24 protein-coding genes are annotated in these 26,576 nt (G+C 37.8%); 13 read left to right on the top strand and 11 right to left on the bottom strand.

From position 1 onward, the window contains the following. The first annotated feature begins 23 nt into the window (after positions 1 to 23). Together H561_RS23310 and metF are read left to right on the top strand one after the other, a co-directional pair. Entirely contained in the window at positions 24 to 1,403 is a 1,380-nt protein-coding gene (locus H561_RS23310; protein ID WP_051349363.1) for a Fic family protein, read from the top strand. Next, positions 1,403 to 2,362: a methylenetetrahydrofolate reductase [NAD(P)H] gene (gene metF, locus H561_RS0111480; protein WP_027387143.1), complete on the top strand. Its 960-nt coding sequence runs from the start codon at positions 1,403 to 1,405 to the stop codon at positions 2,360 to 2,362. The genes H561_RS23310 and metF overlap by 1 nt, the downstream gene beginning before the upstream one ends. 98 nt (positions 2,363 to 2,460) lie before the next feature. Here the strand turns inward: metF and H561_RS22395 are convergent, their stop codons facing one another. Together H561_RS22395 and H561_RS0111470 are read right to left on the bottom strand one after the other, a co-directional pair. Beyond that, entirely contained in the window at positions 2,461 to 2,967 is a 507-nt protein-coding gene (locus tag H561_RS22395) for a hypothetical protein (protein ID WP_051349362.1), read from the bottom strand. Between the two features lie 18 nt (positions 2,968 to 2,985). Next, positions 2,986 to 4,140 (bottom strand): hypothetical protein, encoded by a 1,155-nt coding sequence (locus H561_RS0111470; RefSeq protein WP_034762081.1) that lies wholly within the window; start codon positions 4,138 to 4,140, stop codon positions 2,986 to 2,988. 88 nt (positions 4,141 to 4,228) lie between these two features. Here H561_RS0111470 and folE point away from each other — a divergent pair, with 88 nt between their 5' ends. The 7 genes from folE (at position 4,229) to H561_RS0111435 (ending at position 13,159) form a co-directional block, all read left to right on the top strand. After that, positions 4,229 to 4,897: a GTP cyclohydrolase I FolE gene (gene folE, locus H561_RS0111465; protein ID WP_027387141.1), complete on the top strand. Its 669-nt coding sequence runs from the start codon at positions 4,229 to 4,231 to the stop codon at positions 4,895 to 4,897. A gap of 154 nt (positions 4,898 to 5,051) precedes the next feature. After that, on the top strand, positions 5,052 to 6,518 hold the full coding sequence (gene cysS / locus H561_RS0111460) for a cysteine--tRNA ligase (protein WP_027387140.1): 1,467 nt from the start codon (positions 5,052 to 5,054) through the stop codon (positions 6,516 to 6,518). Between the two features lie 248 nt (positions 6,519 to 6,766). Continuing rightward, positions 6,767 to 7,933 (top strand): T9SS type A sorting domain-containing protein, encoded by a 1,167-nt coding sequence (locus H561_RS0111455; protein ID WP_027387139.1) that lies wholly within the window; start codon positions 6,767 to 6,769, stop codon positions 7,931 to 7,933. A gap of 124 nt (positions 7,934 to 8,057) precedes the next feature. Then, positions 8,058 to 10,709, top strand: coding sequence for a 4-alpha-glucanotransferase (locus H561_RS0111450; RefSeq protein WP_027387138.1), 2,652 nt, complete (start codon positions 8,058 to 8,060; stop codon positions 10,707 to 10,709). Between the two features lie 138 nt (positions 10,710 to 10,847). After that, positions 10,848 to 11,873 (top strand): hypothetical protein, encoded by a 1,026-nt coding sequence (locus H561_RS0111445; protein ID WP_027387137.1) that lies wholly within the window; start codon positions 10,848 to 10,850, stop codon positions 11,871 to 11,873. Between the two features lie 189 nt (positions 11,874 to 12,062). Next, positions 12,063 to 12,521, top strand: coding sequence for a hypothetical protein (locus tag H561_RS0111440; RefSeq protein ID WP_027387136.1), 459 nt, complete (start codon positions 12,063 to 12,065; stop codon positions 12,519 to 12,521). Positions 12,522 to 12,649: 128 nt separating this feature from the next. Continuing rightward, positions 12,650 to 13,159, top strand: coding sequence for a ferritin (locus H561_RS0111435; protein ID WP_027387135.1), 510 nt, complete (start codon positions 12,650 to 12,652; stop codon positions 13,157 to 13,159). A 177-nt stretch (positions 13,160 to 13,336) separates the two neighbouring features. Here H561_RS0111435 and H561_RS0111430 read toward each other — a convergent pair whose 3' ends face one another. Further along, complete coding sequence (locus tag H561_RS0111430; protein ID WP_027387134.1) at positions 13,337 to 16,477, bottom strand: UvrD-helicase domain-containing protein; 3,141 nt, start codon at positions 16,475 to 16,477, stop codon at positions 13,337 to 13,339. Between the two features lie 182 nt (positions 16,478 to 16,659). Here H561_RS0111430 and H561_RS0111425 point away from each other — a divergent pair, with 182 nt between their 5' ends. The 3 genes from H561_RS0111425 (at position 16,660) to H561_RS0111415 (ending at position 19,030) form a co-directional block, all read left to right on the top strand. Further along, positions 16,660 to 17,415 (top strand): carboxypeptidase-like regulatory domain-containing protein, encoded by a 756-nt coding sequence (locus H561_RS0111425; protein ID WP_027387133.1) that lies wholly within the window; start codon positions 16,660 to 16,662, stop codon positions 17,413 to 17,415. A gap of 21 nt (positions 17,416 to 17,436) precedes the next feature. Continuing rightward, complete coding sequence (locus H561_RS0111420) at positions 17,437 to 18,210, top strand: carboxypeptidase-like regulatory domain-containing protein (protein WP_228372260.1); 774 nt, start codon at positions 17,437 to 17,439, stop codon at positions 18,208 to 18,210. A gap of 85 nt (positions 18,211 to 18,295) precedes the next feature. Continuing rightward, positions 18,296 to 19,030 (top strand): SIMPL domain-containing protein, encoded by a 735-nt coding sequence (locus H561_RS0111415; protein ID WP_027387131.1) that lies wholly within the window; start codon positions 18,296 to 18,298, stop codon positions 19,028 to 19,030. Between the two features lie 95 nt (positions 19,031 to 19,125). On the opposite strand, the gene H561_RS0111410 is transcribed toward H561_RS0111415, so the two are convergent. The 5 genes from H561_RS0111410 to H561_RS22390 form a co-directional block, all read right to left on the bottom strand. Further along, entirely contained in the window at positions 19,126 to 19,638 is a 513-nt protein-coding gene (locus tag H561_RS0111410) for a GNAT family N-acetyltransferase (RefSeq protein ID WP_027387130.1), read from the bottom strand. Between the two features lie 3 nt (positions 19,639 to 19,641). Then, positions 19,642 to 19,863 (bottom strand): PspC family transcriptional regulator, encoded by a 222-nt coding sequence (locus tag H561_RS0111405; RefSeq protein WP_027387129.1) that lies wholly within the window; start codon positions 19,861 to 19,863, stop codon positions 19,642 to 19,644. Position 19,864: 1 nt separating this feature from the next. After that, positions 19,865 to 21,130 carry a DUF2851 family protein gene (locus H561_RS0111400; RefSeq protein WP_027387128.1) on the bottom strand — a complete coding sequence of 422 codons (1,266 nt, stop codon included), beginning with the start codon at positions 21,128 to 21,130 and terminating at the stop codon, positions 19,865 to 19,867. A 180-nt stretch (positions 21,131 to 21,310) separates the two neighbouring features. Further along, the gene (gene bshA / locus H561_RS0111395; protein ID WP_027387127.1) at positions 21,311 to 22,459 is read right to left on the bottom strand and encodes an N-acetyl-alpha-D-glucosaminyl L-malate synthase BshA; all 1,149 of its coding nucleotides are present in this window, start codon (positions 22,457 to 22,459) and stop codon (positions 21,311 to 21,313) included. A 15-nt stretch (positions 22,460 to 22,474) separates the two neighbouring features. Further along, positions 22,475 to 24,196: a glycoside hydrolase family 3 protein gene (locus tag H561_RS22390; RefSeq protein ID WP_034762037.1), complete on the bottom strand. Its 1,722-nt coding sequence runs from the start codon at positions 24,194 to 24,196 to the stop codon at positions 22,475 to 22,477. Positions 24,197 to 24,311: 115 nt separating this feature from the next. Between H561_RS22390 and H561_RS0111385 the strand changes: the two genes are divergently transcribed. Further along, positions 24,312 to 24,809 carry a hypothetical protein gene (locus tag H561_RS0111385; protein ID WP_027387126.1) on the top strand — a complete coding sequence of 166 codons (498 nt, stop codon included), beginning with the start codon at positions 24,312 to 24,314 and terminating at the stop codon, positions 24,807 to 24,809. A gap of 71 nt (positions 24,810 to 24,880) precedes the next feature. On the opposite strand, the gene ribA is transcribed toward H561_RS0111385, so the two are convergent. Genes ribA through H561_RS0111370 form a run of 3 tightly spaced genes read right to left on the bottom strand, consistent with a single transcriptional unit; the run spans position 24,881 to position 26,569 of the window. After that, entirely contained in the window at positions 24,881 to 25,483 is a 603-nt protein-coding gene (gene ribA / locus H561_RS22385) for a GTP cyclohydrolase II (RefSeq protein ID WP_051349361.1), read from the bottom strand. Positions 25,484 to 25,505: 22 nt separating this feature from the next. Next, positions 25,506 to 25,961, bottom strand: a complete 456-nt coding sequence (locus tag H561_RS0111375; protein WP_027387125.1) for a hypothetical protein — start codon at positions 25,959 to 25,961, stop codon at positions 25,506 to 25,508. Continuing rightward, complete coding sequence (locus H561_RS0111370; RefSeq protein ID WP_027387124.1) at positions 25,958 to 26,569, bottom strand: DUF4254 domain-containing protein; 612 nt, start codon at positions 26,567 to 26,569, stop codon at positions 25,958 to 25,960. The genes H561_RS0111375 and H561_RS0111370 overlap by 4 nt, the downstream gene beginning before the upstream one ends. Positions 26,570 to 26,576 lie beyond the last annotated feature (7 nt).

Here is a 26,576-nt window from a genome sequence, read left to right as displayed (position 1 = left end):
TTACTTTTGTAAAAAAAAACAATATGAAAAATTACAAAGGATTAGAAGAATTAAACGACATGAAACTGATTGATAACCAGAAAGCAAAGATAGATGCCCACCGTCCATTTTCCAAAGAATTGGAAAATAAAATTTTCCAAAAATTAAAGTTGGATTGGAACTACAATTCTAATGCAATTGAAGGCAATCAATTAAGTTATGGAGAAACTGTTGCATTTTTAAATTTCGGACTGACTGCAAAAGGAAAACCTTTTAAAGATCACCTGGATATCAAAGGACATAATGAGGCAATAGGATTTATGCTTCAACTGATTAAAGAAGACCGCCTGCTTTCAGAAAGTGATATCAAAGATTTACATAAGATTATCTTGGTTGAACCTTATTTCTCAAAAACCATTTCACCTCAAGGGATTGAATTTCAAAAGGAAATAAAAATAGGGGAATATAAGACATCCCCAAATCATGTACAAACGCTTTCGGGTGATATACATTATTATACAAATCCTGATGAAGTAGCTTTTGAAATGAATAATCTTTTGGAATGGTACAGAAATGCTGAGGAAGAAAATCTGCATCCAATCATCATTTCCGCTATTTTCCATCATAAATTTACTTCTATTCATCCCTTTGACGACGGAAACGGAAGATTAGCAAGAATTCTGAGCAATTTCATTTTGCTTAAACATCAGTATCCAGTTATTGTCATTAAAAATAAAGATAAAAAACAATATTACGCTGCATTAAACATTGCTGATAATGGAATCTACGAAGATTTAATAAAGCTATTTGCCGAAAATATAGGATTCAGCTTCTATATTATGCAGAAAGCGATTAATGGAGAAAATATTAATGAAGCAGATGATTTGGATAAGGAGATTGAGTTGTTTGTTAAAGAATCAAAAATTAGTACATCAGTAGGGCTAGATTTTGAAAAAGATAAAAAAATATTAACTGATTATTATATAATTAATTTTTTAGAATATTTACTTCCGAAGTTAAACAAAATTGGAGAACTTTTTCAAAAGTCATATTTGATGTACTCTGGAGAAAAGTTCTTACTTACAGATTATAAATTATTAATCAACAAATTTCATGATGAATCTTTTGTATTTAATGAATCTATTGAGTTAGAATTACCTATTAATTTTAATGATCATTTAATTGATGAATTTGATTTAAATATTATTGTTCGAATCTCATTAAAAAGAAAGACAGTAAAGTATACAATATCTAACGAAAAAGTTTTTTATAATGTAATAGGTGAAGGTGTTATAGAAGAATTTCCAATTGATTCAAAAATATATTTTTATGATGTAAATCAAATTGTAATTTATAACGAAGTTGCAACTCGCATAATAAGTTATATTATAAATTTTATAAAAAATAAAGTAGAAAAGATTTAATGAAAATCACAGACCATATAAAAAACGCAAACGGGAAAACATTATTCTCCCTTGAGGTCGTTCCTCCACAAAAGGGAATCGGGATTGAAGATCTGTACACGAATATCGATCCGCTGATGGAATTCAAGCCGCCGTTCATTGATGTCACCACTTCCCGAGAGGAATATATTTATATTGATAAAGGAAACGGATTGATGGAGCGCAGGATCACAAGAATGCGTCCGGGAACGTTAGGGATCTGCGCCGCCATTCAGCATAAATACAATGTCGATACCGTTCCTCATCTGCTGTGCGGAGGTTTCACTAAAGAGGAAACGGAATATCTTCTGGTGGACTGTATGTATCTCGGAATAGACAATATTATGGCTTTACGCGGTGATGCGATGAAAGGGCATCAGTACTTTGAACCAACGCAGGGCGGGCATGCAAGTGCCATGGATCTGGTACACCAGATTAATGACCTGGGAAGAGGGAAATACCTGCATAATGAAGAACAGGAATGTGATGAGCATAATAAATTCTGTGTCGGGGTAGCCGGTTATCCCGAAAAACACATGGAAGCCCCGTCTATGAACTATGACCTGAAATGGCTGAAACAAAAAGTGGATGCAGGTGCCGATTATATTGTCACACAGATGTTTTTTGACAATAAAAAGTTCATTGAATTTGTCCAGAAAGCAAGGGCGATGGGAATTTCCGTTCCTATTATTCCGGGCATCAAACCGATTGCCACCAAGAAACATTTAAAGATTTTACCGCAGATCTTCAAGATCGATTTACCGGAAGAATTAATCAATGAAGTGGAAAAAGCGAAGAATAATGAAGCTGTAAAACAGATCGGTGTCGAATGGGCCATCAGCCAGTGCAGGGAACTGCTGGATTTTGGTATTCCCGTTTTACATTTTTACTCAATGGGTAAAAGCGATAACATCAAGAAAGTGGCGGGAGCACTGTTCTGATAGATTAAAAATTAAAGCCCTGTTAGAAAACAGGGCTTTATTATGTAATTTAATTAGGTTTTATAAATTTCGGCGGAGCCAAAGGCTCCGCCGAAATTTTATATCTGATGAAGGGTTGCCGGCATTTCGTTCTGATACAGAACCAGCCTGTCGAAAACGCTTTTTGTGGTGGGTTTTGAAGAATTGGTATTGAAGATAAACATACCGCTCTCAATATTGAAGTAATATTTTTTTTCTAGATCTGCTACTGAAAACCATTTCAAAAGGCCGTTCACAATATTGATGTCTTCCCATTTTATAGAGCTTTCATCCAGAGAAAATACATGCGGGTTCTGGTGTAAAGTATCTACAAAATGGATATTCCTGCCTTCAACGTAAATAATTCCGCTTCCCTGGAACGCTTTGAGTTTAAAAAATTCATTCTGCGTATTCCCCATATTGTAGCGCACAAAGGCATAATATTCAGGAGTGCCGATTTTCTCGAGCAACGCTTTCTGTTTCTTTTTTCTGCTTCTGGCTGCAAGATAGGCAATCAGAAAAATAAGTGCGGGAATAGAGAATATGATCAGAAGAAAGAGGATAAAGAAAATAATCATTGGATCCATAAGTTTTGCTTTTTAATATTATAATTCGGGGTGTTTTTTAAATTCTTTATTGCTGTCAAACAGATACCGGTAAGTAGCAAGCTTGCGTGTTATGGTAGTATCCAGGCTTTCGGCAATCTTGATCATTTTAGGGTTAAAATCACCGATCCACTGCAGTTCGGTCACCTTAAAATCAGTATACTTTCTCAAATGCTGCGTTCCTTCCCAGATCATATATCCTTCAAGACCTTTTTTCTGCCACTCGGGAACAACACCAAAAACGAGACCAATCATTTTCTCATTCTTCTTAAATCTTTTAAGCCAGAGAACCTTAAGCTTTTCCCAGAGCCCGAATTTTCCGTTCAGGTATTTAAACCACTGGTTCAGGTCAGGGATATTCATCCACATCGCAACCGGTTTTTCATTCTCATACACAAACCATGAGATGTGTTCATTAATAATGGGTTTCATTATCTTAAACATTTTTAAGGTTTTGGTTTCTTCTATCTGTTTTCCTTCTCCATGCGATGCCCAGGCTTTATTATAAATTTCCGTAAAGTCCTTTGCGAACTTTTCCAGATGGGCTTTTTTCATTGGGCGTGCTGTAATATCCGGGTTTCTTTTATGTTTGGCGTGCATCACGGTAAAAACTCTCGAAACTTCAGCAAAAACAGGTCTTGAAAAGCAAAGCTGTTCAAAATATACCCTGAAACCATACTGCTCAAAAAGAGCTTTATAATAAGGGGAATTATAATTCATTCCGTACAAAGGTTCAATAAAACCTTCGATCAGGAGACCCCAGAATTTGTCACGTTCCCCGAAGTTGATCGGGCCGTCCATGGCTTCCATTCCACGCTGCTGAAGCCAGTCTTTACAAAAGTCAAAAATAAAGTTTGCGGTCTCATGATCATTGATACAGTCGAAAAATCCGATGCCTCCGGTAGGTTGTTCCTGTTTGTATAAAGGGTTTATGAAAACGGCCACTTTTCCTACCGTTTGATGTTGTTTATTTTTGAATAGAAATCTGGTGCATTCCCCGCTCCTGAAGAATTTATTTTTTTCAGGGTCAAAGAACTCTTCAATATCTTTATCCAAGGGTCTGATATAGTTTTCGTCATGCTGATAAAGTCTTGCCGGAAACTCCAGAAATTCTCTTTTGTGGTTTTCATTGTGTACTTCTTCAACAATAATCATAAGGCAGAGGCTGAAAGATAATTTTTTAGTATGATTTGAAATAAACAAAACGGATATTATCCGTATTTTTGCTGCAAATTAAATAAAAATGGTTGATTTTACGGATAACGATGATGATATTTTCACGGGAAAAGAACATACGCCTATTAGGAAAGATGCTTTTGATAAATCGCCACAGGAAAAAATAGAGAAAATCACAGAGCTTTTCGGGGAAATTATGCAAACGTTAGGCCTTGATATGACCGATGATTCTCTGAAAGATTCCCCGAAGCGGGTAGCCAAAATGTATGTGAATGAAATCTTCGGCGGGCTTCTGCCGGATAACAAACCCGGGATTTCTACCTTCTCAAATAAATATAAATACCGCCAGATGCTGGTGGAAAAAGATATTACCGTATATTCATTCTGTGAACACCATTTTTTACCGATTATCGGAAGGGCACATGTAGCGTATATTTCAAACGGTCAGGTCATCGGTCTTTCAAAGATCAACAGGCTGGTGGATTATTATGCCAAAAGGCCACAGGTTCAGGAAAGGCTCACCATGCAGATTGTCGATGCCTTAAAAGAAGCATTGGGAACAAAAGATGTAGCCTGTATTATCGATGCAAAACATCTTTGCGTAAATTGCAGGGGAATAAAAGATACGGCAAGTTCTACGATCACGGCAGAATTGAGCGGGATTTTCAGAACCAATCCGATCACAAGACAGGAATTCCTTCATTATGTGGGAAGCCATGCGAAATTGGACTATTAAATTACGGCGAATGATAAAATTTAAAAAAGTTTCAGACAAAATTTTTATAACCACAATTATTTGTTGTTGCTATGAATGCTGTTGTTAAAGGATGTCGGTCTTTTAATAGGAAAACTTTAAACTAAATTTTAAAATCATTAAATCAAAATAAACAATGCAACTAAAAATATACAACTCGCTTGCGGGAGAAAAAGAAATATTCAAACCCATTCTTGAAGGAAATGTCGGAATGTATGTCTGCGGGCCTACCGTGTACAGCAATGTGCATTTGGGAAATGTGCGGACTTTCCTTTCTTTCGATTTTATTTACAGGAGCTTAGCGCATTTGGGTTATAAAGTAAGATACGTCCGGAATATCACCGATGCCGGCCACCTTACCGATGACGGGGATGTAAATAACGACCGTTTCGTTAAGCAAACCCGCCTTGAAAAGCTGGAACCCATGGAAATCGTACAGAAATATACGGTGGATTTCCATAAAGTCCTGGAAATGTTTAATCTGTTGCCGCCGAATATTGAACCGACAGCAACCGGGCACATCGTTGAGCAGATTGAATTAACGCAAAAACTGATTGAAAAAGGATTCGCTTACGAAAGCAACGGTTCCGTTTATTTTGATGTATTGGAATACAACAGGAGAGGCCTGAATTACGGTGAGCTTTCCAAAAGGAATATTGAAGAGCTTTTTGCCAACACCCGCGACCTGGACGGACAGGGCGAAAAGAAAAACCCGCAGGATTTTGCACTTTGGAAGAAAGCATCTCCGGCACACATCATGAGATGGAATTCGCCATGGGGAGAAGGTTTCCCGGGATGGCACCTTGAATGTACGGCGATGAGCACGAAATATTTAGGCGAAACTTTTGATATTCACGGAGGCGGAATGGACCTGAAATTCCCGCACCATGAATGTGAAATTGCCCAAGGAAAAGCCTGCAATGATGCTGCTCCGGTAAATTACTGGATGCATGCCAATATGCTGACGATGAATTCCCAGCGCATGAGTAAATCGACCGGAAATTATATCCTGCCGATGCAATTGGTAACAGGGGAGAATGATTTCTTCGAAAAGCCTTTCCATCCGTCTATTGTACGGTTCTGTTTTTTACAGGCACACTACAGAAGCGTTCTGGATATTTCCAATGATGCAATGATTGCCAGCGAAAAAGGGTTCATAAGGTTAATGGAAGCCGTGAAAGTTTTAAACTCAGTCAACCCGGATGATGAAAAACAATCCGGTTTCAGTCTGGAAGAGTGGAAAAATAAAGCCTATGATGCATTAACGGATGATTTCAATTCTCCGGTGCTGATAGCCCACTTATTTGAAGCCGTGAAATACATTTTTGCTTTGAAGGATGGAAAAGAAACCATTTCAGCGAAAGATTTAGAGAACTTACGATTTACTTTAAACGCTTTTATTTTTGATGTGTTAGGCTTACAGACCATTGAAGAAAATAACAATGAAAAGCTGGACCAGACTTTGAAAGTGTTAATTGAATTAAGAAACCAGGCTAGAAAATCTAAAAACTTCGAGCTTTCAGACCAGATCCGTGACAAACTGCTTGCTGAAGGTATTGAGCTTAAAGACGGCAGGGACGGAACATCGTATGTCCTGAATTAAATTTTTTTAAATATTTATACAAACTCTCACAATTATTTGTGAGAGTTTTTTATCCTTATCCCTGTCACTTAAGTGTAGTGAAGAATTTATCATTTCAACATTCAATTTTAAAATTTTTTTTTCGTTCTGACGTTAGGCCTGGAAAAGCTAATAATATTCCTGTTTAAATCTCACAATTTTTTTTCAATCAATTTGAAAATTGTGTAACTTAGTCATAGTAAAATAATTACGAACCAAATATACATACTATGAAAAAACATTTACTTCCTCTATTTTTAATGCTGTCCGCTGCCAATGTCTATGCACAACAGGATTTTTTTGCCCTCACCGGGAAAGATACGCCAAGCATTATTTTCAGTGATTTCCGCGCTCTTGACGGAACCACCGGCGTGTCCGGAGATAAGGTTTTTACCGCTGATGCTTCAGCAAAGGTATTCTCGCAGAACAGAAGCGCAACGGTAGTTGAAGATAAGAATACGTATAATAATGCTCAGGCGGTGAATATGGCAACATTGGCTTACGATCAGGTAAACAATAATCTGGTTTACATGCCGATGTTTTCTCCTAATATTTATGTCCTAAATGCAAAAACCAAAGAAATTACGTTGGTGGAAAACAATGTGGTGAGAGTAACATCATGTGACATCAATTCCCATATGACGAGAATGGCAACTGGCTATGACGGGAATATCTATGCAATCAACAATGCCGGAACCCAGTTTTTGCAGATCATTAGAAAGGGAGGCCGTTATATGGTGAATGACTTAGGTATTATAAAAGATGATGCTTCCAACGGAAAAAATTCTTTTACCATGATCGAAACTGGTTTCGGCGGCGATATGATTGCCGATGCGGATAACAATTTCTATGTTTTTTCCACTTCAGGGAATGTTTTCAAGATTTTTACGAAAGAACTTAAGGCTAAGTTTATGGGTAAGATTTCCGGAATCCCTGAAAATTATTCGGTCAATGGTTCTGCCGTAAACTCAAAAGGAAAAGTAGTAATTGCCAGCGCAAAAGGCGCTCCGTTATATGAAGTCGACCTGAATACCTTACAGGCAAACCCGATGGCCGGCGAGCAGAATCTTCATATTTATGATCTGGCCAGTAAGTATTTCGCGAATGATAAAGCTGTTTCCAATACTGTTTTTGCCAATCTGGATATTTATCCGACAAGAGTGGATGAACATTTAATCAATGTGAACGTCAATGATAAATCAGTAAAAGGAAATATCAGGCTGACTGTTTTCGATCTTTCCGGTAAAAATGTAGTGAAGCAGGACTTATCTGTAAAAGGAGGCTCTTTAAATCAGGAGGTTGATCTCAGGAATCTGGTAACCGGAGCCTATCTGGTAAATATTACCGATGAATCCAGGAAAACATTGCTGAACAAGAAAATTGTGGTCACGAAATAACCCTTAACTGCACTTAAAATAAAAAACCTTTTCAGCATCTGAGAAGGTTTTTTTTAATGAATATTTGACATTCATTAAGTTTCATTTTTCGATATTAAAATGTATTTTTATAAAAAAAATATACATGAAGCTATACTTTAATGTAGGGTACAGTACACAAGTAGGAGAAAAATTGCAGTTGGTGATCACTGAAGAAGGTGCTGTATCAAAGACTCATCCTATGTTTTATACAGAAAACGGTTTATGGAAATGTGAGATTGATTATTTTTCAAAATCGGTTTCTTACCGTTACCAATTAGTAGGGGAAGGGAGAAATATCCTTAGAGAAGAGTTTGTTCAACACCATCTCAATTTTCCCCATCATTATAAAGAATTTGTGATTTTTGATCAGTGGAATAATAAAAATTTTCCTGAAAATTATTTAAACAATAAGATTCTTTATAATAAGCTGAATACCTTTAAGCCTGAAAAAAGATCGGTTCTGAAAAAGCATACCCATTTGTTCAGAATTGAAGCTCCGGTATATAATCCGAACTGGAAAGTTGTACTCGCCGGAAGTACGGCTTCATTAGGGAACTGGGATTATGAAAATGCCCTCCATTTGGTTCAGACCGGTTTCGGGATATGGGAAATTTCAGTTGAAATCACTGAAAATGAATCAATTCAATATAAGTACGGACTGTATGATACAGAAAAGCAGCAGTTGATCGATATTGAAACAGGTGATAACCGTTTTGCCTCACCAAATCAGTCGAAAGAGGTGCTTCAGATTGTTTCGGATCATTATTTTAAATTCAAGCTCCATCAGATGTACCATGACGCGGGAGTTGCCGTTCCCGTATTTTCATTAAGAACACAGGATGGCTTCGGAGTCGGAGAGTTTTCTGATCTGAAAAAGCTTGCCGACTGGACAAAAGAAACCAGCCTTGGCATTATCCAGATTCTGCCGATCAATGATACTACAGCCAATTATACATGGACGGATTCTTATCCTTACGCCGCAGTTTCTGTATATGCGCTGCATCCGCAGTATATTTCCCTTGAAAAACTTGATTTTGAACTGCCTGAAGACACCGGTCAGCAATATGAAACCGAAAAAGCGAATCTTAATGCTTTGGAATTAATTGATTATGAAAAAATGATTTCGGGGAAATGGAAATATTTGAAAACCGTTTTTAATACCAACAGGGATACCATCTATAAAGACAGAAACTTTAAAAAGTTTATCAAGGATAATGAAAGCTGGCTGGTCCCGTATTCCGCATTTTGCGTTTTAAGAGATAAATATAAAACCCCGAATTTCAACGAATGGAAAACCCATAAAAAATATATCGCAGGTAAAATTGCTCCTTTTTTTACCGCAAAAAGCAAAGAATATGAAACTTCCATGCTTCATGCCTGGGTACAGTACCAGCTTCATAAGCAGCTTAAAGATGCCGTAGACTATATCCATAGTTTAGGCGTTTCCTTAAAAGGTGACCTGCCGATCGGAATTTACAGGTATTCTGTAGAAGCATGGACGGAACCTGAATTGTTCGGGATGGATTTTCAGGCCGGAGCACCGCCTGACCAGTTTACGGAACTCGGTCAGAACTGGGAATTCCCGACTTATAACTGGGAAGCCATGAAAGCCGATGATTACCAGTGGTGGAAAAACAGATTCAAGGCGCTGGAGCAGTATTTTGACGCGATGCGTATTGACCATATCCTTGGTTTTTTCAGAATTTGGAGGATGCCGGTTTCCGCTACTCAGGGAATTTTAGGCTATTTTTATCCTGCCGTACCGGTAACCCTCGAAGAATTCAGTGCCCGGCATATTCCGTTTAATTTTGACCGTTACTGCAAACCGTTTATTAATGATCATATTCTGGAGAATTACTTCGGTGAAAATAAAGAGGATGTCCTTTCATTTATAAGTATGGATCAGGACGGAACGTATTCTTTTAAAGAAGAATTCGATACGCAGCGCAAACTGTCTGATTTCTTCAGGAAAAATCCTCATGGCCTGATTGAAGAACAGCTGATTGCTTTATGCGCCAACGTATTGTTTTTAATCGAAGAAAGAAACGGGCAGGTCGTCTATCACCCGAGATTCAACCTCTATCATACCGAATCTTATCATTATTTATCTGATTGGGAAAAGAAATCGCTTTATGACCTTTACCAGGATTATTTCTTTGTAAGACAAGATCAGCTCTGGTATGAAAAAGCGATGGAAAAGCTTCCGGTCATCCTTAATTCCACCAAAATGCTGATTTGTGGTGAAGATCTTGGAATGGTGCCTCACTGCGTTCCTGTGGTGATGGATGAGCTGGCAATTGTGGCGCTGAAGGTTCAGCGTATGCCTTCGGATCACCTTCCTTTTTACAATCCCCAGAATGCAGGCTACCTGAATGTGGTTACTGCTTCTTCGCATGACAGTTCGACATTGAGACAATGGTGGCAGGAGAATCCGGCTTTAACCCAGCAGTATTTTAATCAGCAGCTGGTGCAGTACGGAAAAGCCCCGGAAGAGCTGGATGCGCATCTGGCTGAAATTATTATGAAGCAGCACCTGTACAATGATGCCATGCTGGCTATTTTCCCGATTCAGGAGTTCCTGGCAACTGATAAAGAACTTACCAATATTGAAATGAATAATGAAAGGATTAATAATCCTGCTGTCTTTCCGCATTATTGGAGATACAGGATGCACCTTCAGCTGGAAGATCTCAAAGGGCGTTCAGATTTCAATCAGAAGATCTCGGATTGGGTAAAAGACAGCGGAAGATCATAAATTTAACATTTGATTATCAATCCGTTAATATTAAATATAAAGAAGTTTTATCATATGATTTAACTTCTTTTTTTTATTTATATCAAAAAGGTAGAATTAAGATATTCTACTTTATATTAACCAATTAACGGCTATACAATGAAAAAAATATTAATCAGTTTTGCTTTGGGTATTGCAACTTTTGCTTTTGCTCAACAGTATCCGGACAACGGATGGGACGACGGAGGATATTCTCAGAATGAGGGAGGATATTATAGTGATCAGGATGATCAGAATTATTTCCCTGATGATTATTATTACAACTATCCCCAGGATTATTATCCGAATAATTATTATCAGAATAACTATAATGACTACAGGAACAGTATTTCAGGCATCAACTGGAATGTATTCTTCAATCAGAACAGGCTTGCACCGTGGCAGATTGATCAGATCTTAAGGCTAAATAATCTGTATTCAGGTTTTTCTACATGGAATAATTTCTACAGATACAACCCTGACAGATGGTACTATGACCGGTTTTATGCATTGGAGAGAATTATGGGGCCTAGGGTTTTTGTAATTTTCCAGAATAATTACTACAGAGGATACAGTCCGGTAGTATATTTCCAGAATTACAGAAGATCGCATTATGCAGCCATATGCAGGCCGATGCCGCGCTACAGAAATGTGAACATTAATATTTACCGGGTTGACCGGTCTCATTTCCGCAGAATGGATAATCCTACGATTAATATCGTGAGAAGTCAGAGACCAGATAACGGTTTCAGAGGCTCGGTAAGAGACGGCAGCAATGGTGGCGGATTCCGGAATCAGGCTGAAAACAGGAATAATAATAATTCAGGTTTCAGAAAAGAAAATAACGGCATAAGAAGCAGCGGAGGCTTTAGGAGCAATGATAATGGCGGTGTAAGAACTAACGGAGGATTCCGTACAGAAAGAGCTGAAAACAGTGGAAGCGGAGGCTTCAGAAATAACGGGGGCTTCCGTGGGAACAGTGAAGTGAAAAGGGAAGAAGCGCCAAGAAGAGAAAATAACGGAGGCGGTTTCAGAAGTGAAGGCGGTTTTAAAAGAAGTGAGAATTCAGCTCCGAGACAACAGAATAACGGAGGCGGAGAGAGAAGCGGAAACCGTGGTTTCAGGACCGGATTTGCAAAGAATTAATTTTCATATATTATATTTAAGTGGTGTGAAGGGCAGATTTTAGGATTTGCTCTTCTTTTATTTTTAAACTTTTTTTATTATTGTGTATTTAATATTAAAATTTAACAATTTTTATGAATTTTACGGTTTAACTTTCATTTTAACTTATAATCAAAAAGATAGACAACAATAAATTTAAAATTTAGAAATATGAAAAAGTTAGTATTGGCAGTTGCCTTAGTTGGCATGGGAAGTTTAGTAATGGCTCAGCAAACCCCTCCACAGGATAAAGAAGGAAGAAGAGCGGAGATGCATCAGAAATTTCAGGAAAGAGAACAGGAACATTTGGATAAAATGCAGAAGGACCTTGGTTTAAATCAGTCGCAGGTAGCTCAGATCAAAGCGCTTCATGAAAAAAGAAAAAATGAAATGAAAACTGACTTTGATAAAAATAAAGACCAGAGACAGGCCAGAATGGAGCAAATGAAAGCGAAAAGAGAACAGATGAATGCGGATATGAAAAAGATCCTGACTCCACAGCAGTATGATAAATGGCAGGCAGACCGAAAAGCTAAAATGGAAGAAAGAAAAATGGCGATGAAAGACAGGGGAATGAAAGGAGAAAAGATGCATAAGCCTATGAAAACGGTAGCTCCGCAGACCAATTAAGCAGTTCATAGTTTAGTGTTTTTAATGTGTTAAGGGACGGGATTCATTCCGTCCTTTTTGATTAAATTTTATTAAAAGTTTTGATTTAGGGTTTTATTCCCTAATTTTGGCTGTAAAATTTATTTCTTATGGTTAGCGAGAAAATTGCAAGGTTAATTAACGAACAAATAGCTCACGAACAATATGCCGCACAATATTATCTTTCAATGTCTGCCTGGTTTTCAGCCAAGGATCTTGACGGGATTGCCAATTATTTCAGGGTTCAGAGCAAAGAGGAACTGATGCATGCTGATAAAATGTTTGATTATCTGAATGATGTGGGAGGCGAGATCATTATCGGGGAAATCCCTAAGCCGCCGCATGAATTTATCGGTGCCATTGATATTTTTGAAAAAGCATTGGAACACGAAAAAAAAGTAACGAAAAGCATTTTTAATATCGTAAAGAATGCCAATGATGAAGGTGATTTTGCCACAACCTCTTTTTTACAGTGGTTTATCAATGAGCAGGTAGAAGAAGAGGCCAGCGCATCGCAACTGGTGACGAAAATCAAAATGGTAAGTGATAACCCTTCGGCACTATATCTTTTTGACCAGGAACTGGCACAGCGGACTTTTGTTCCGGATGCGACAGCTTAACATATTTCGATATATAAATTATATTTACTCTTAAAAGTCTACGGAATATCTATGATATTCCGTAGACTTTTTTTAAAGAAAACTTATGTCAGTTTAAGTTCCAAGAACAACAATCCAATACAGGCTGATCAATGAAATTGGTAACAGACTAAAGGTCTGATCCTAGGCCAAGTATTATTACAGGTAAATAAGTTGGGTCTTCAGAACCTTTCTTCCTAATTTTTCAAGAATATTTTTATAGTTTTCAATCTGCCGTTCATCTTTCCGGTTTTCTTCTCCGGTTTTAAAATCGACGATGATGTAACCTTCGGAACTTTTTAAAATCCGGTCGGGGCGGTACACCCTGCTTTCACCGTTTTCTGAAATCATAATATCCCTTTCATTGATGATCTCCCATTTTCCGTCAAAGAATTCAGCATAGGTTTCAAGGATCTGATGCAGGTCGCGGTTGATCTCTTTGCTCTCCTCAATGCTGATATGCCCTTCGAGGATATAGCAGTCCAATACTTTCTGAATATCTGCTGCCGTGTTGATCTGGGAAAGTAATTCATGTACAAAAAGTCCGATTCTCACCTTTTCATTCTTTACCTGATAATTTTTTGAAGGGGTGGCAATCCTGATCGCTGTATTTTTTTCATTGATGTTCTTCAGGATCCGGATATCCCGGGTTTTAAAGGATGAGGTTTTGTCCTTGGTATACTTCTTCAGCATGTCAGGATGGGTTTCATACAAATCGAACTCATCCGGGTTTTCCGTGTTTTTCGATTGCAGGAATTCTAAAAGCTCTAAATTATTGGAGGTTTTATTGGCCTTCTGAATATAAAAAAACAGCTGTTCCACCGGCCGTGTGGTGGCCACATACTGGAGGCACAGCCTGTCGACAAAGTTTTTATAGGAATTCTGTCTGTTGAACTGTTCGATTTCCTTGTCATATACTTCCAGGTTTTTACTGAATTGGTTGATATTCACGGATTTCAATGCCGTGTCCTGCGTTGTTTCAAACCAATTCGTAAATTCCGTATCACGGTTTTTATTCATCATCGGGATGAAAACAACAGGGAATTCCAGCCCTTTTGCTTTGTGGATCGTCATGATTTGTACTGCATCAATATTTTCCGAAGCCTGAATGGTATAGGCGGATGCTTCTTCGTCCCAGTATTTCAGAAACTCTTTTGTACTCGCACCTGCGTTCTGGGTAAAGTTGAAAAGCATTTCCAGAAAGTTCAGAAGGAAATCCGTTTCTTTATGTTCCACCGAAAATTCATTAATGTAATATTCTACGAAATTATATAAGTTAAACCTGGGAAAATTATCCTGCTTCAGCTGCAAAGAATATTTGTGCTGAATAAATTCCATTATTTTTTCATGGGATTCCATATCCAGGATTTCTTTCATTTCCCATGTGAAATCTGCCATGCGGATTCTTTCCAGCTTCTTCAGGTAATACATCATCATGATCAGGCTGGGCTTGTTTTTCGGATTGGTTTCCCATTTTAGAAACTCGATCACCGCTTTCAACGTATTGGACAATTCCAGGGTAAGGCCTTTGTCTGAAATGGTTTTGATATTGGTTTCTTCACCTTTATAACGTACCTTAAGATTTCCCAGCTTTTGGGAATAGCTGAAAATATCAAAATTTCCCCGGCAGAGAATCGTTATATCAGAAAATTTAAAGCCGTTATCCAGCGCTTCTTGGATGTCTTTCCGCATTCTTTCGGAAGTATCGGTGTAAAAATTTTCATTGGTTAAATTCTCGATCAGATTTACCTTTACCCGGCCTTCCATTGAAGATTTCGGGTTTTGTTCGGCATCCGTTCCGAAAATGTCTTTGTGCTCTTCCTCTAAAATCTCCGAATGAAATTTGTACAGCTCATTGTTGAAGGTCACAATATTTTTTGCACTTCGCCAGTTGTCCTTTAAAACCAGTAATTCGGCTTCTTTAGGTGAAATTTCCTTTTTGTTGATGATGTCGAGCATTAATTTACTTTCACCGCCGCGGAACCGGTAGATGCTTTGTTTCGGGTCCCCTACGAGTGTAAAAGACGTATTATCTATAGAAACGGAGTGATCCCTCAACGGAACGAAATTCTGCCACTGCAGTTCGGAAGTATCCTGAAATTCATCGAAAAAATAATGCTGGAACTGTGAGCCTACCTTTTCATAGATAAATGCAGAAGGCTCATTCCGTAAATTTTCGTTGATCAGGATATTGAATTTTGAAAGTAAAACCAGATCGTTTTCATCTTCGATCTTTTTAAGCTCGTCCTGGATGTCTTTATTTACTTTCAAAGGCAGAAGTGCCGATAGAATTTTCTCTTTTTTCTGGGTTTCAATATATAAAAGAATCAGCTGCATTCTGTTTTCCAGCAGCTGTTCCAGAATTTCAAAAATTTCGGATTCCTTATTTCTTGATTTGGAAGCGGCTCCTTTCCGGTAATTATTGACTACCGATTCTTCAGCGGTCGTCGGAAAAGGGAAGCCGGGCCTTTTCTGACCGTAAAAATCAAGGACTTTAATGAAAAATCCTCCTATCCCGTTTTTCCCCTGCGCAAAATCTTCGATTCCGATGTTTCTGGATGTAAATAATTCTACAGATTTTAAAGCGAGTTCAACGGCCATTTTTTTATTCGCTACAATTTCTTTCCGCAGGGTATTTTTTATATTTTCATAATTGGCACTGTCAAAATCCTTATTGTTTTTAAGGTGTTCATAATGAATGTCTTTGACAAACTCTTTTGCCGAATCATAAAGATTTTTATTCAGATTGACCCTCTCATTATTCTCTAAACTGTAATCCACATAATCCATGAAAGAATTGGAAATCGATTCATTTTCCCCGATCTGGTCCAGCATTTTGTCAACGGCTTCAATCAGAAACGGTTCCGCTTCAATTTCAAGATTGAAATTTTTGGCTAAGCCCAGCTCGTGCGAAAAGCTCCTTACCAGCCTGGAATTAAAACGGTCAATAGTTCCGATGTTTAACGTAGAGTAATTGTGAAGCACATAATCCAGCATTTTTTTTGCCCGATGGTGCAGTTCATCAATCGTGATCTTCAGACCCTGTTCTTCAAAGGATTTCTGAATGTTCTTCAGATCTCCGTTTTCTGCAAAATTATCAGCGGAAAAATTGCCCAGCCAAGACAGGATTCTTTCCTTCATTTCATTTGCCGCCTTGTTGGTGAAAGTAAGTGCCAGAATATTCCTGATCGAATGCTGCTGATTGGGATAGCGCAGACAGATCATCAGAAGGCGCTGAACAAGGGCATATGTTTTTCCCGAACCTGCCGAAGCATTGATAACGGTATAAGAATTTTGCATTTTAAATGGAATTGATAATGCAAGTTAGCTATTTTTTGAGTGAAATTTTAACAATTTACAACAGCTATTTAACAGTTTTGAAAGCAGAACTCCAAAAGAAATCCTAAAACGCGTTAACTGTGGTTAAACTTATGGGATAAGCGAAAAATAACTTTAGTTTTGTCAGATAAAAAAAATAGCCTGTGAAACTTAAATTACTCTTTTTCTTATTTAGTGTTCTTTTTATCCATATCAATGCCCAGGATTATATTTTCGGAAAAATTACTTCCGAAGAACAAAGTGAACTTCCTGACGTAACGGTGATCAACATCAGGACCGATGAAAGGGTTGCCACCAACCGTGACGGGCATTTCATGATCTCAGGAAGAGCAGGCGATGAACTGCGTTTCGTGAAAAACGGCTATGAACGTACCCAACAGAAAGTCACCGCCCAAAATATCAGTTCACCTGTCAACGTAACACTGGTAAGAGCGGCCACTCTGATTGCTGAAGTTGAAATCAAAAAAGAAGTTACCGGGGATATAAAAATTGATTCCAAAAATCTGAATCCTCCTAAAAAAGTAGAGAAACTGAAGAGTGATCTCGGGCTTTATATGTCTCAAAAATCTGATCCCAGAATTTTAGCGGCAAGACCCGGGGAATTTATTCAGCCGAAAGGGCAGGGGTTCTCTGTGGGGAACATTAAAGACAAATGGGATGATGTGGATCTCAGCAGTTATCTCAGCTATGCTTTGGGGGAGAAATATTTTACTGATCTGAAAATTGACAAGGCTTTGATTCAGCATTTTATCTATTATGTTTTTGCAGGAGGTTTCGAGAGAAAAAAGATTTTAAAATACGGATTTTGCAGCGAGGCGGATTTGGTGAGATTCCAGAGGGCTGTCCTGAACAGGATTTCATCATACAGAGCTCCGCAGACCCAGAGGTCATTGAAGTAAATCATTTATACATAATAATCAATGATGAAATTAAGATTTTCAGTTGTCCTTGTTTTTATGGTATGCTGTATCGTTTTATCACAAACTGTCAGGGGAAAGATTACCGATGAAGATGGAAATGGACTTACCTCGGTTACCGTGATGAATATATCTTCTGATCAAAAGACCTATACCAATACTGATGGTACTTTTTCTATTGATGCCTCTGCTGAAGATGAGCTCAGGTTCATAAGAGCGGGTTACGAAAGGGCTTCCATACAGGCAAGTTATGGCATAGATAAGGATTTGAATATTAAACTGACAAGAATAGCCCATGATATTGAAGAGGTTAAGGTCCCTAATATTACGGAAGATCTTACAAAAGATGCCAGATCCGTAGAAAAAGCGGATAAGGGCAGGGTTATTCAGGATGCAGTAGGACTTCCTCAGCCTTCAGGCAAAATGCGGGAGAAACCTGCCGAAGTAAAAGATGTTTTAATTCCGATTATTCTGGGACAGCTGAATGTCCAGGGTATGTATGATCTCATCAGCGGAAAAGCCAGGAGGCAAAAGCGGCAGTACAGATATGATGATCTTCAGGAAGATATTTCCTGGATCAGAAATAGGGTAGAAGATGAGTATTTTACCAAAGAAGGAATTCCCAAAGAACGGATTTCAGAATTCATAGAGTTCTCCTTTCTTATAAAACCGCAGACCCGGACCTTTGTACGGGCGAAAAATTTAGCAGGAGCTCTATTGAGAATGGAAAAAATGATTCCTGTGTTTAAGACAAGACTGCAGGCAACTAAGCTGTAATGTCCTTTTGAAGACCCCAAACATGGAATGGAATTTGATCAAGTAAAGTATTGAAAACTAATATATAAAGGTCAAATTAATTCATATGAATAAAAATATCATTGCGGTTGCCATAGCAGCTCTCGGATTTATTGTAGGACTTGCTTTTCTGGGAAATGCCATTAAAAACAGGAATAAATCTGAAAACACCATTGCCGTAACAGGCTTGGGCATTAAACAATTCACTTCCGACCTAATTACCTGGTCGGGAAGCTTTTCCAAAAATAATACTGATCTGAAGGCTGCTTATGACGAATTGGCCTTAGACAGAAAAATAATTAATGATTATCTTATATCCAAAGGAATCAGACAGAACGAAATTGTTTTTTCTTCAGTCGATATCCAGAAACAGTTTAGAAACTATAACGACGTCAATGGAAATTCTGTGCAGGGTGAATTCTCAGGCTATAACCTCACACAGAAAGTCTCGATCGAAAGCAAAGAGGTGGCGAAAATTGAAAATCTTTCCAGAAATATTACGGAAATTATCAACCGGGGTATTGAATTTACCTCTTCTTCTCCCAGTTATTTTTATACGAAACTGGCTACCGTAAAACAGGAAATGATTGCTTCAGCAACAAAAGATGCCAAAGAACGGGCGGAAAAAATTGCAGAAAATTCGGGAAGCAACCTGGGCAATCTTAAAAAAGCGACGATGGGCGTTATTCAGATTACAGCCCCGAATTCAAACGAAGATTATTCATACGGTGGAACATTCAATACTTCTTCTAAAGAAAAAGAAGCGAGCATTACCATTAAACTGGAATATGAAGTGGATTGATTTCATTTTCAAAACTTTTTAAGATTACAGTCTATAGTATCTGAATAATCTGTAAAAACAAAAATCCGGAGCCTACATTGCTCCGGATCTATATTTTAATGATATACCACATCATAAATTTCATCCTTAACTTCCTGTAAATTTTCAGGAGTATAATTTGCCAGCAGCCATAAACTTAAAGGCTTTTTGCCTTTTCCGTAGCTTGGTTGTATGTACATTTCATCAATCAGGCAGAAGCCGTTTTTCCGGTAAAAAGTATACCGTCGTTTGGCATTTTCATCTAAATGTTCAGGTTCTATTTCCAGAATAATCCGCGGATAATTTTCAAATAAGTATTGGGTAATCTGAGAACCTAATTGCCGGTTCCTGTATTCTTTAAAAACTTCAAAATGCTCTACAAAACTATAGGTACTCAGTTCCCAAAGGATAAGGTACCCGATATTTTTCGATTCATGGGAAACAGAAAGCACTTTTACTTTCGGATTTAAGAATAGAGCAGCCAGCTTGTCCTGGTCTCTTCTCTCATCCTCCGGAAAAGAAGAGCAGTAAGAATTATAAATTTCCTGAAATCTATAGTCTTCAGGTGACGCAATCTGTAAAAATTCCATGATTTATAAATCAAAAACATTAGGTCTTCTGGTGATAAAAATATCCTTTACCCAAAGGGTAAATGCCAGTCCGAGGTAGATAAGAAAGAAAAAACCGGCGGTCGCAAAAGTGGAGTAGATGAAGAATACCCTTAGTTTAGAGACGGGAATCCCCAGCTTGGCACCTGTTCTCGTAAGAACGCCGAACCATTCCCTTTCCATTTTATGGCGCATGTTATCAAGCATCTTAAGAATCTTTTAAAAGTTTAAAACCGATGCTGCAATTTAAGCAATTTTTTTCTTCACATGAATGTTTATAATGAAAAATGAGGCTCTGGCTTTCCAGGGCAGTCTCGATATTTACCCCTAATCTTTTCCATTTATCCGTTACCGAATTTTTCTCAGCAGAAAGTTTCTGATAAAAATCTATAATTTCATCTGCGGTTTCTTCACGCTGGTATTTGTGATAGGTGTATTTCAGAGGCAGAACGGTATTCAGGATCACTAAATCTGTAAATTCTTTTGTCAGGGTTTTAGGCTGTTTAACCTTTGAAAGTTTTCCGAAATTAAAATGATTGTCCCAGTATTCTGAAGCTTTTACCTCTTTAAAAAGTTCAGAAAGTTCATCTGCATCTTTGATATGAATGATTTTGGAAAACAGGTTCTGATGACGGTAATACAATCCGGCTAACTGAGACATGCGGATGGTAGGGAAATTAGGAGGCCTTAATCTTAAAAATTTAGGACGGAACGGTATGTCAGAAATATTGAATTTCGCTTTAATAAACTCAAACTCCCGTTTCCATATAACCATCTGATCATCTTCAGGATGCTCAAGCCATCCGGAAATACCGAACAGCAAAGCTTCGAGCTGCGTCCGGTTCTGCCTGATCTTGTTAATAACTGTGAAATCTATGCTTTCAGCAATCTGCTTGAAAATAAATGTATTTACTTTAAGTCCGAAAGAGTAGGCGAGGCTGTGAAATAAAACGGCTTCAAAATTATTTTTAAACTGCCGTAGGCTTCTTTCAAACTCCAGAGATTTTTCTTCCAGCTTTTTCAGGATATTTTCTTCGTGAAAGGCAAACGGAATTTTGGATGGATTAAAAATAGGCTCACAGGGAATGAACTGGTTTCCGCCGGCAAGCTTTTCATATTTTCTGAGAATATTTTCATCAATATGATCTTTCAGCTCCAGTGTCGGAATATTTTTATCATTCAACTCATCAATTTCTACATCATGATGAAAGACCACATGCAGGATAATGTTCTGATAATTGGGATCCCGGGAATGATTGTGGAAAATCCAGTCGGAAGATTTTACATGAAGTTCAATATGTCCGGCTAACAGAATATTGCTGATTTTTACTTTTGCATCTAAAAAGTCCGGGCCAGCATTGGTGTTCCATTTTCCGAATTCTAGGATTTCAACAGAATTGCCTCCAACATCTGTGAAATCGAAACTCTTGAATATCTTGAAATTCCAGAGATACTGTAATAATTTTTCGGTCATCAGGTTGTGTTTTTGTGTTACCACTAATTTAAGAATTATTTTTATTTGAAAAAATAAGCGGTTTAACAAATGGGAATCGAAAACTGCAGGAATGAAAAAATGTTTTAAATCAATAGAATAGGTAATACGGAAAAAGCATCCGTAAGGATGCTTATATGATAAAAATAAGTTGTTGTTATGTCAGATAATGGTCATCTCTTTTTTGAAATTTTCAATGGTTATCCTGTACATTTCCTCATACACCGGAAGTACATTTTTCAGATCAAATTTAATAGCCTGCTCTTTAGCATTTTTCTTCATCTGTATTAAAAGCTCCTCATTACTTAAAAGCTTGATGGTATAATTGCTCATGGCTTCCACATTACCGATTTCCGCAAGGAATCCGGTTTCTCCCTGGATGTTCACTTCAGGAATTCCTCCTGCATTGGAACTGATGACCGGCGTATTTGCAGCCATCGCCTCCAAAGCAGCAAGACCGAAGCTTTCCTGTTCAGACGGCAATAAAAACACGTCCGAAAGCTGAAGGATTTTATACAGGTCATTGACCTTGCCAAGCAGGCGGATTTTAGAAATCAGTTCCGGATTTTCCTCTAAAAACTGATTCACTTTCTCCATGTCCGGCCCTTCACCGATGATGATTAATTTTGATTTTACCTTTTTCTGAACATTTTTGAAGATCTGCAATACTTCATCTACCCGTTTTACCGGGCGCAGGTTGGATACATGGATCAGTATTTTTTCATCAGCATTGGCAAACTGGGTTCTCTGGCATTCGTTACGCTCTTCAAACTCCGAATTGTCAATGAAATTGGTGATAACCTGGATCTCTTTTTTTATTTTGAAAAACTGCAGCGTATCTCTTTTTAAACTTTCTGAAACAGAGGTGATGGCGTCTGACTGATTGATGGAAAATTCCACCGCATGCTTATAACTCGGGTGCTGCCCGACCAATGTTATATCCGTTCCGTGAAGCGTGGTGACCAAAGGAATATCATTGTTATCTTCCTTCAGCATTTGCTTGGCCGTAAATGCCGCATAGGCATAAGGAATTGCATAATGGGCGTGAAGCAGATCTAGTTTGTAAAGGTTTATGACACGGTAGATCATTGAGCTCAGTGCAATATCATAAGGCTGGTACTGGAAAAGCGGATAAGTCTGAACATTCACCCGGTGAAAGAAAATATTCGGATTGGTGATATCGAGTCTTGCGGGAAGGGCAGAGCTTATAAAATGGACTTCATAGCCTTTATTAGCCAGGGACATGCCCAGTTCTGTTGCTACAATTCCGCTTCCTCCGTAGGTCGGATAGCAAAGTATGCCTATTTTCATTAGTGTATGGTTGTTTTAATGGTGCTGGTGGTTCGTAATTGTATCTGTAGAAGCAGCAGGATTAAGGTCTATTCCGGCTCCTGCTTTTAACTGATCATTGACCAGTACGGGAAGCCTGCCCCATATTTTGGTTTTCCCGTTGAGCGCATCTGCGGTTGCCGTCATGGAATCATCATTGTTTTCATAAGCAACAAGAACGGTGGAAACTTTAGACAGATCAATGTCTTTCAGTGCATAGGCACTTCCGAAAACAGTAAGGATCACATTCTGTTTCCTGGCCATTTCAGCTAAAACCTTTTTCGATGTTTCCGAAATTTTATAAGGTTTATACGCTGTTGAATTATCTTTATGGAAACCGACGATTACAGTAGAATTTGCAGGAATGGTATTGATCTCAGCTGCTTTTTTAATGATGATGTCTGATCCTGACCGACTGGCAAAAGTCTGATAAGGAGCTTCTTCTAAAGGAACATAATAGACTTGTTTACCGTTTAAAGGAAGCAGTTTTTTGTCATCCTTTAATAAGGTCAGAGCATTGGAATATAAATTCTGAACGAGAACCTGATGGGAATCATTATTAAGGTCAGCATTAATATGTTCAGGCTTTTTGGGTGAGTACTGATCTAATCCTAAAAAGTATTTGGTCAGGAGGATTTTTTTCACACTTTCCTCTACTCTCGACTGTGGGATCTCTCCGTTGTCAATTGCCTTCTGAATCAATTTTTTTCCTTCTGCCACACCCTGAGAAAACAGCATGATGTCATTTCCGGCTTTGAAAGCCATGGCATCCAGCTCTCCTGGTTTGTATTTATTGGCTACAGCGCCCATATTTAAAGCATCTGTAATGATTAAACCTTTATATCCTAATTTTTCCTTCAGCAGACCGGTGATGATATTTTTAGAAACCGATGCCGGAATTCCCTTTCCTGATTCAAGAGCGGGAATATAAAGGTGAGCAACCATTACGCCGCCGATGCCTTTATCCATCAGGGCTTTAAAGGGGGCAAGCTCTACAGCTTCCAATCTTTCTGAATTATGGGAAACTACGGGCAGGTCTAAATGAGAATCAGTACTGGTATCCCCGTGTCCGGGAAAATGTTTGATTGCCGCTAAAATATTATTCTTCTGAAGCCCGTTTGAGTATGACAAAGCGGAATTAATCACATTATTTACCTCTGATCCAAAGCTTCGGTTTCCAATAATCGGATTATTGGGATTGGTATTGACATCAACTACGGGTGCAAAATCCCAGTTGATTCCCATCCGGTGACAGTCTTCAGCAATTTTAGCTGCCATCTGCTCAATTAACCTTTTATCCTGAATGGCCCCAAGTGTCATCGCCCAGGGAAATTTATGGGCGGTGGCAATTCTCTGATGTACGCCCCATTCCGCATCCATTCCGATCATCAGTGGAATTTTCGATTTTTGCTGGAATTCATTGACAAGGCTGATTTCTCTCGCTGCATCATCCTGCATCAGGATCAATCCTCCGATTTTATCATTGACAACAATATTCCTTACGGCATTGATTTCATTTTCACCTTTATTGGTATAAAGGGCTATGATAAACAGCTGTCCCAGTTTTTCATCCTGGGAAAGTTTTCTATACGTTTTGTCAACCCAGTGATGTGCTTTCTTCAAATCTTCTTTGGAGAGGTTCTCAGGCTGGTATTGCGCATTGATTTTTAAACTTAAAAACAATGAAATAAAGACCAGAGTATAAACCAGTTTCTTCATAATTCTGAATAAGAACAAAAATACAATTAAAAAAAATGATGAAAGCCATGTTTTTTAAACTTTTGGTATATGATTTGAATAGGCTTTGTATAATAAACAAACAAAATTTTATAAAATGAAAAAAATTCTTCCAATGCTACTGCTGGCTTTCGTTAGCTTATTTATATTCAGCTGTAAAGATGATGATGAAGATTTTGATACCTACTCAAAAGTTGCTGACGTTACAGGATCTTTCAACAATGCAAATAGTTATTCATTCACACAAGGTATTGATATACAGGGTACAGATGTAGTATTAGTATATAGATGGTTAGGTGATTCTTGGCAACAGATTCCTAAAATGATGTATCTTTCAAATAATAGAGAATTTCAATATAACTTTGTTTTTGACAGCAAAAATGTACAGATTCGTATAGATGATGAAAACTTTGATTTAGCAACATTTAATTCTTCTGAAGCTACTCAATATCTTAACAGCCAAAGATTCAGAATTGTTCTTGTGCCGGCAAGTGCAGCAAAAGGGACTTCTACAGTAGATACAAGTGATTACAATGCAGTAATCAAATATTATAATCTTAATGATTCTAATGTTAAAAACGTAAAAGTAAATTAAGAAAATATATGTTTTCAGTTTTTTATAATTACAAAAAAATCTCCTGAAATAGTTCAGGAGATTTTTAATTGTTAAATATATGATTCGTTATCATCAATCAAATGACCGAAATAGTCTTTTTTTGTCTGAAGATATCCTCTGCTGATATCATTTGCCGGAATTTGTAAAGGTATTCTTGAATTAAGATGGATATTGCTTTCCTGTACATATTTAACTTTTTCAGGATTGTTCGTGAGTAAATTGATATCCTCAACATTAAGCAGGTTTAAAATTTCAATAGCCACTCCAAAATTTCTGTCATCAGCGGGAAGTCCCAGTTTCAGATTGGCTTCCACTGTATCGAACCCCTGCTCCTGTAAAGAATATGCTTTTAATTTATTGATAATTCCGATGTTCCTTCCTTCCTGACGAAGATACACAATAATACCTCCGTTTTCCTGGATGTACTTCATAGCCGCATCAAGCTGCTGTCCGCATTCACATTTTTTTGAATGGAAAACTTCTCCAGTGATACATTCTGAATGAAATCGTACGTTGACAGGTTTTGAAAAATCTGTATTTTCTGCGACGATGGCCATATGTGGCATCCAGTCATTTTCGTTTTCGGATAAAGCGATCATTCGGAAGGTGCCGTATTCTGTAGGCACATTAGATTCCGCCTGAATTTTAATCATTGATTTGATATCCCTTATTAATTTAATTTCCCTTAATATAATCTTCGATCGCAGAAATATTTGTCTTTAACCGGACAAGATATCTGTTGAGGACTTCATCATCGTCACCGTTAAGGCTCTGTCTCAATTTCTGAACTTTTTTGTAAGATTTTTCAAAATCTCTTATCGCTTTTTTCTTTCCGCTTGGATTGCTTACATCTAGGGCATATAAATAATTCTGCAGGCTATACTTCAACGTTACAATTTCATTGTTCAAAACCGTATTTTTAAAATTCGGAAAAGTAGCAATAAGATTAGAAATCTCGGATGCGTTTACATTACCTTTTATGCTGATTTCAACGCTGTTCTTTGTATCATTGTTTGAACCAGATCCTTTGGTGTCACTGTAAAAGCTGGATGACAACGGAGAAAAATTAGGTTTTTCCGTTGCACAGGATGTTATTATCAGTATTATTCCACAAAAAAATAGTTGTTTCATTTTTGCCCCTTTTGATAGAGGATTGGGTTAAGACTTTCATCATTGTACATTTTCATTTGTTTGTACACCTTTATCTTAACATCACCGTTCTCAATATCAGAAAGCAACTGATTAATAGAAGTTGAAAGATCCTTATGCTGATCAAGAAGAACATCTAGCTTTGCCTGGCAATTGGCTCTGTGTTCCTCTGACGCCGAATCTCTATTGGCCTCTAACGACATATGATAAACTTTAAGAGCAAGAATTGACAATCTGTCTACCGCCCATGCGATAGTCTCGGTGTTGATTTTTGCTTCAGGTTTAGGAATTGTATTTTTATACTTATTCAGAAACCAGCTGTCTATAAATTCTACCAGATCAGTTCTTTTCTGATTAGAAGCATCTATTGCCCTCTTTAATTGAAGAGCTTCAGCCGGATCAATATTTTCATCTCTAATTATATCTTCCAAATGCCATTGAACGGTATCAATCCAGTTCTTTGCATACAAAATTCGTTCCAAAGTATCTTTTTCGAAAGGGTTATTAATTAGAGTATTAACGTCATCATACACATGGTAGTTATCAATGGATTGATTGAAAACTTTCCATGCAGTTTCTGTAAAATTCATTGGGTAT

The organism is Chryseobacterium gregarium DSM 19109 (assembly GCF_000430845.1).
Lineage (GTDB): Bacteria > Bacteroidota > Bacteroidia > Flavobacteriales > Weeksellaceae > Chryseobacterium > Chryseobacterium gregarium.
The sequence above is the reverse complement of the archived record's forward strand: the minus strand, read 5'-3'. Positions and strand labels throughout refer to the sequence as shown.

What these genes read in the sequence shown, in the direction of transcription:
- H561_RS0111370 (WP_027387124.1), bottom strand. Translation starts at nt 26,569, where the DNA reads ATGAATTTTACAGAAACTGCATGGAAAGTTTTCAATCAATCCATTGAT.
- H561_RS0111385 (WP_027387126.1), top strand. Translation starts at nt 24,312, where the DNA reads ATGAAAAAAATTCTTCCAATGCTACTGCTGGCTTTCGTTAGCTTATTT.
- H561_RS0111410 (WP_027387130.1), bottom strand. Translation starts at nt 19,638, where the DNA reads ATGGAATTTTTACAGATTGCGTCACCTGAAGACTATAGATTTCAGGAA.
- bshA (WP_027387127.1), bottom strand. Translation starts at nt 22,459, where the DNA reads ATGAAAATAGGCATACTTTGCTATCCGACCTACGGAGGAAGCGGAATT.
- H561_RS0111400 (WP_027387128.1), bottom strand. Translation starts at nt 21,130, where the DNA reads ATGACCGAAAAATTATTACAGTATCTCTGGAATTTCAAGATATTCAAG.
- H561_RS0111440 (WP_027387136.1), top strand. Translation starts at nt 12,063, where the DNA reads ATGAAAAAGTTAGTATTGGCAGTTGCCTTAGTTGGCATGGGAAGTTTA.
- H561_RS0111450 (WP_027387138.1), top strand. Translation starts at nt 8,058, where the DNA reads ATGAAGCTATACTTTAATGTAGGGTACAGTACACAAGTAGGAGAAAAA.
- H561_RS23310 (WP_051349363.1), top strand. Translation starts at nt 24, where the DNA reads ATGAAAAATTACAAAGGATTAGAAGAATTAAACGACATGAAACTGATT.
- H561_RS22395 (WP_051349362.1), bottom strand. Translation starts at nt 2,967, where the DNA reads ATGGATCCAATGATTATTTTCTTTATCCTCTTTCTTCTGATCATATTC.
- H561_RS0111420 (WP_228372260.1), top strand. Translation starts at nt 17,437, where the DNA reads ATGATGAAATTAAGATTTTCAGTTGTCCTTGTTTTTATGGTATGCTGT.
- metF (WP_027387143.1), top strand. Translation starts at nt 1,403, where the DNA reads ATGAAAATCACAGACCATATAAAAAACGCAAACGGGAAAACATTATTC.
- H561_RS0111445 (WP_027387137.1), top strand. Translation starts at nt 10,848, where the DNA reads ATGAAAAAAATATTAATCAGTTTTGCTTTGGGTATTGCAACTTTTGCT.
- H561_RS0111375 (WP_027387125.1), bottom strand. Translation starts at nt 25,961, where the DNA reads ATGAAACAACTATTTTTTTGTGGAATAATACTGATAATAACATCCTGT.
- H561_RS0111405 (WP_027387129.1), bottom strand. Translation starts at nt 19,863, where the DNA reads ATGCTTGATAACATGCGCCATAAAATGGAAAGGGAATGGTTCGGCGTT.
- H561_RS0111435 (WP_027387135.1), top strand. Translation starts at nt 12,650, where the DNA reads ATGGTTAGCGAGAAAATTGCAAGGTTAATTAACGAACAAATAGCTCAC.
- cysS (WP_027387140.1), top strand. Translation starts at nt 5,052, where the DNA reads ATGCAACTAAAAATATACAACTCGCTTGCGGGAGAAAAAGAAATATTC.
- H561_RS22390 (WP_034762037.1), bottom strand. Translation starts at nt 24,196, where the DNA reads ATGAAGAAACTGGTTTATACTCTGGTCTTTATTTCATTGTTTTTAAGT.
- ribA (WP_051349361.1), bottom strand. Translation starts at nt 25,483, where the DNA reads ATGATTAAAATTCAGGCGGAATCTAATGTGCCTACAGAATACGGCACC.
- H561_RS0111455 (WP_027387139.1), top strand. Translation starts at nt 6,767, where the DNA reads ATGAAAAAACATTTACTTCCTCTATTTTTAATGCTGTCCGCTGCCAAT.
- H561_RS0111415 (WP_027387131.1), top strand. Translation starts at nt 18,296, where the DNA reads ATGAATAAAAATATCATTGCGGTTGCCATAGCAGCTCTCGGATTTATT.
- folE (WP_027387141.1), top strand. Translation starts at nt 4,229, where the DNA reads ATGGTTGATTTTACGGATAACGATGATGATATTTTCACGGGAAAAGAA.
- H561_RS0111470 (WP_034762081.1), bottom strand. Translation starts at nt 4,140, where the DNA reads ATGATTATTGTTGAAGAAGTACACAATGAAAACCACAAAAGAGAATTT.
- H561_RS0111430 (WP_027387134.1), bottom strand. Translation starts at nt 16,477, where the DNA reads ATGCAAAATTCTTATACCGTTATCAATGCTTCGGCAGGTTCGGGAAAA.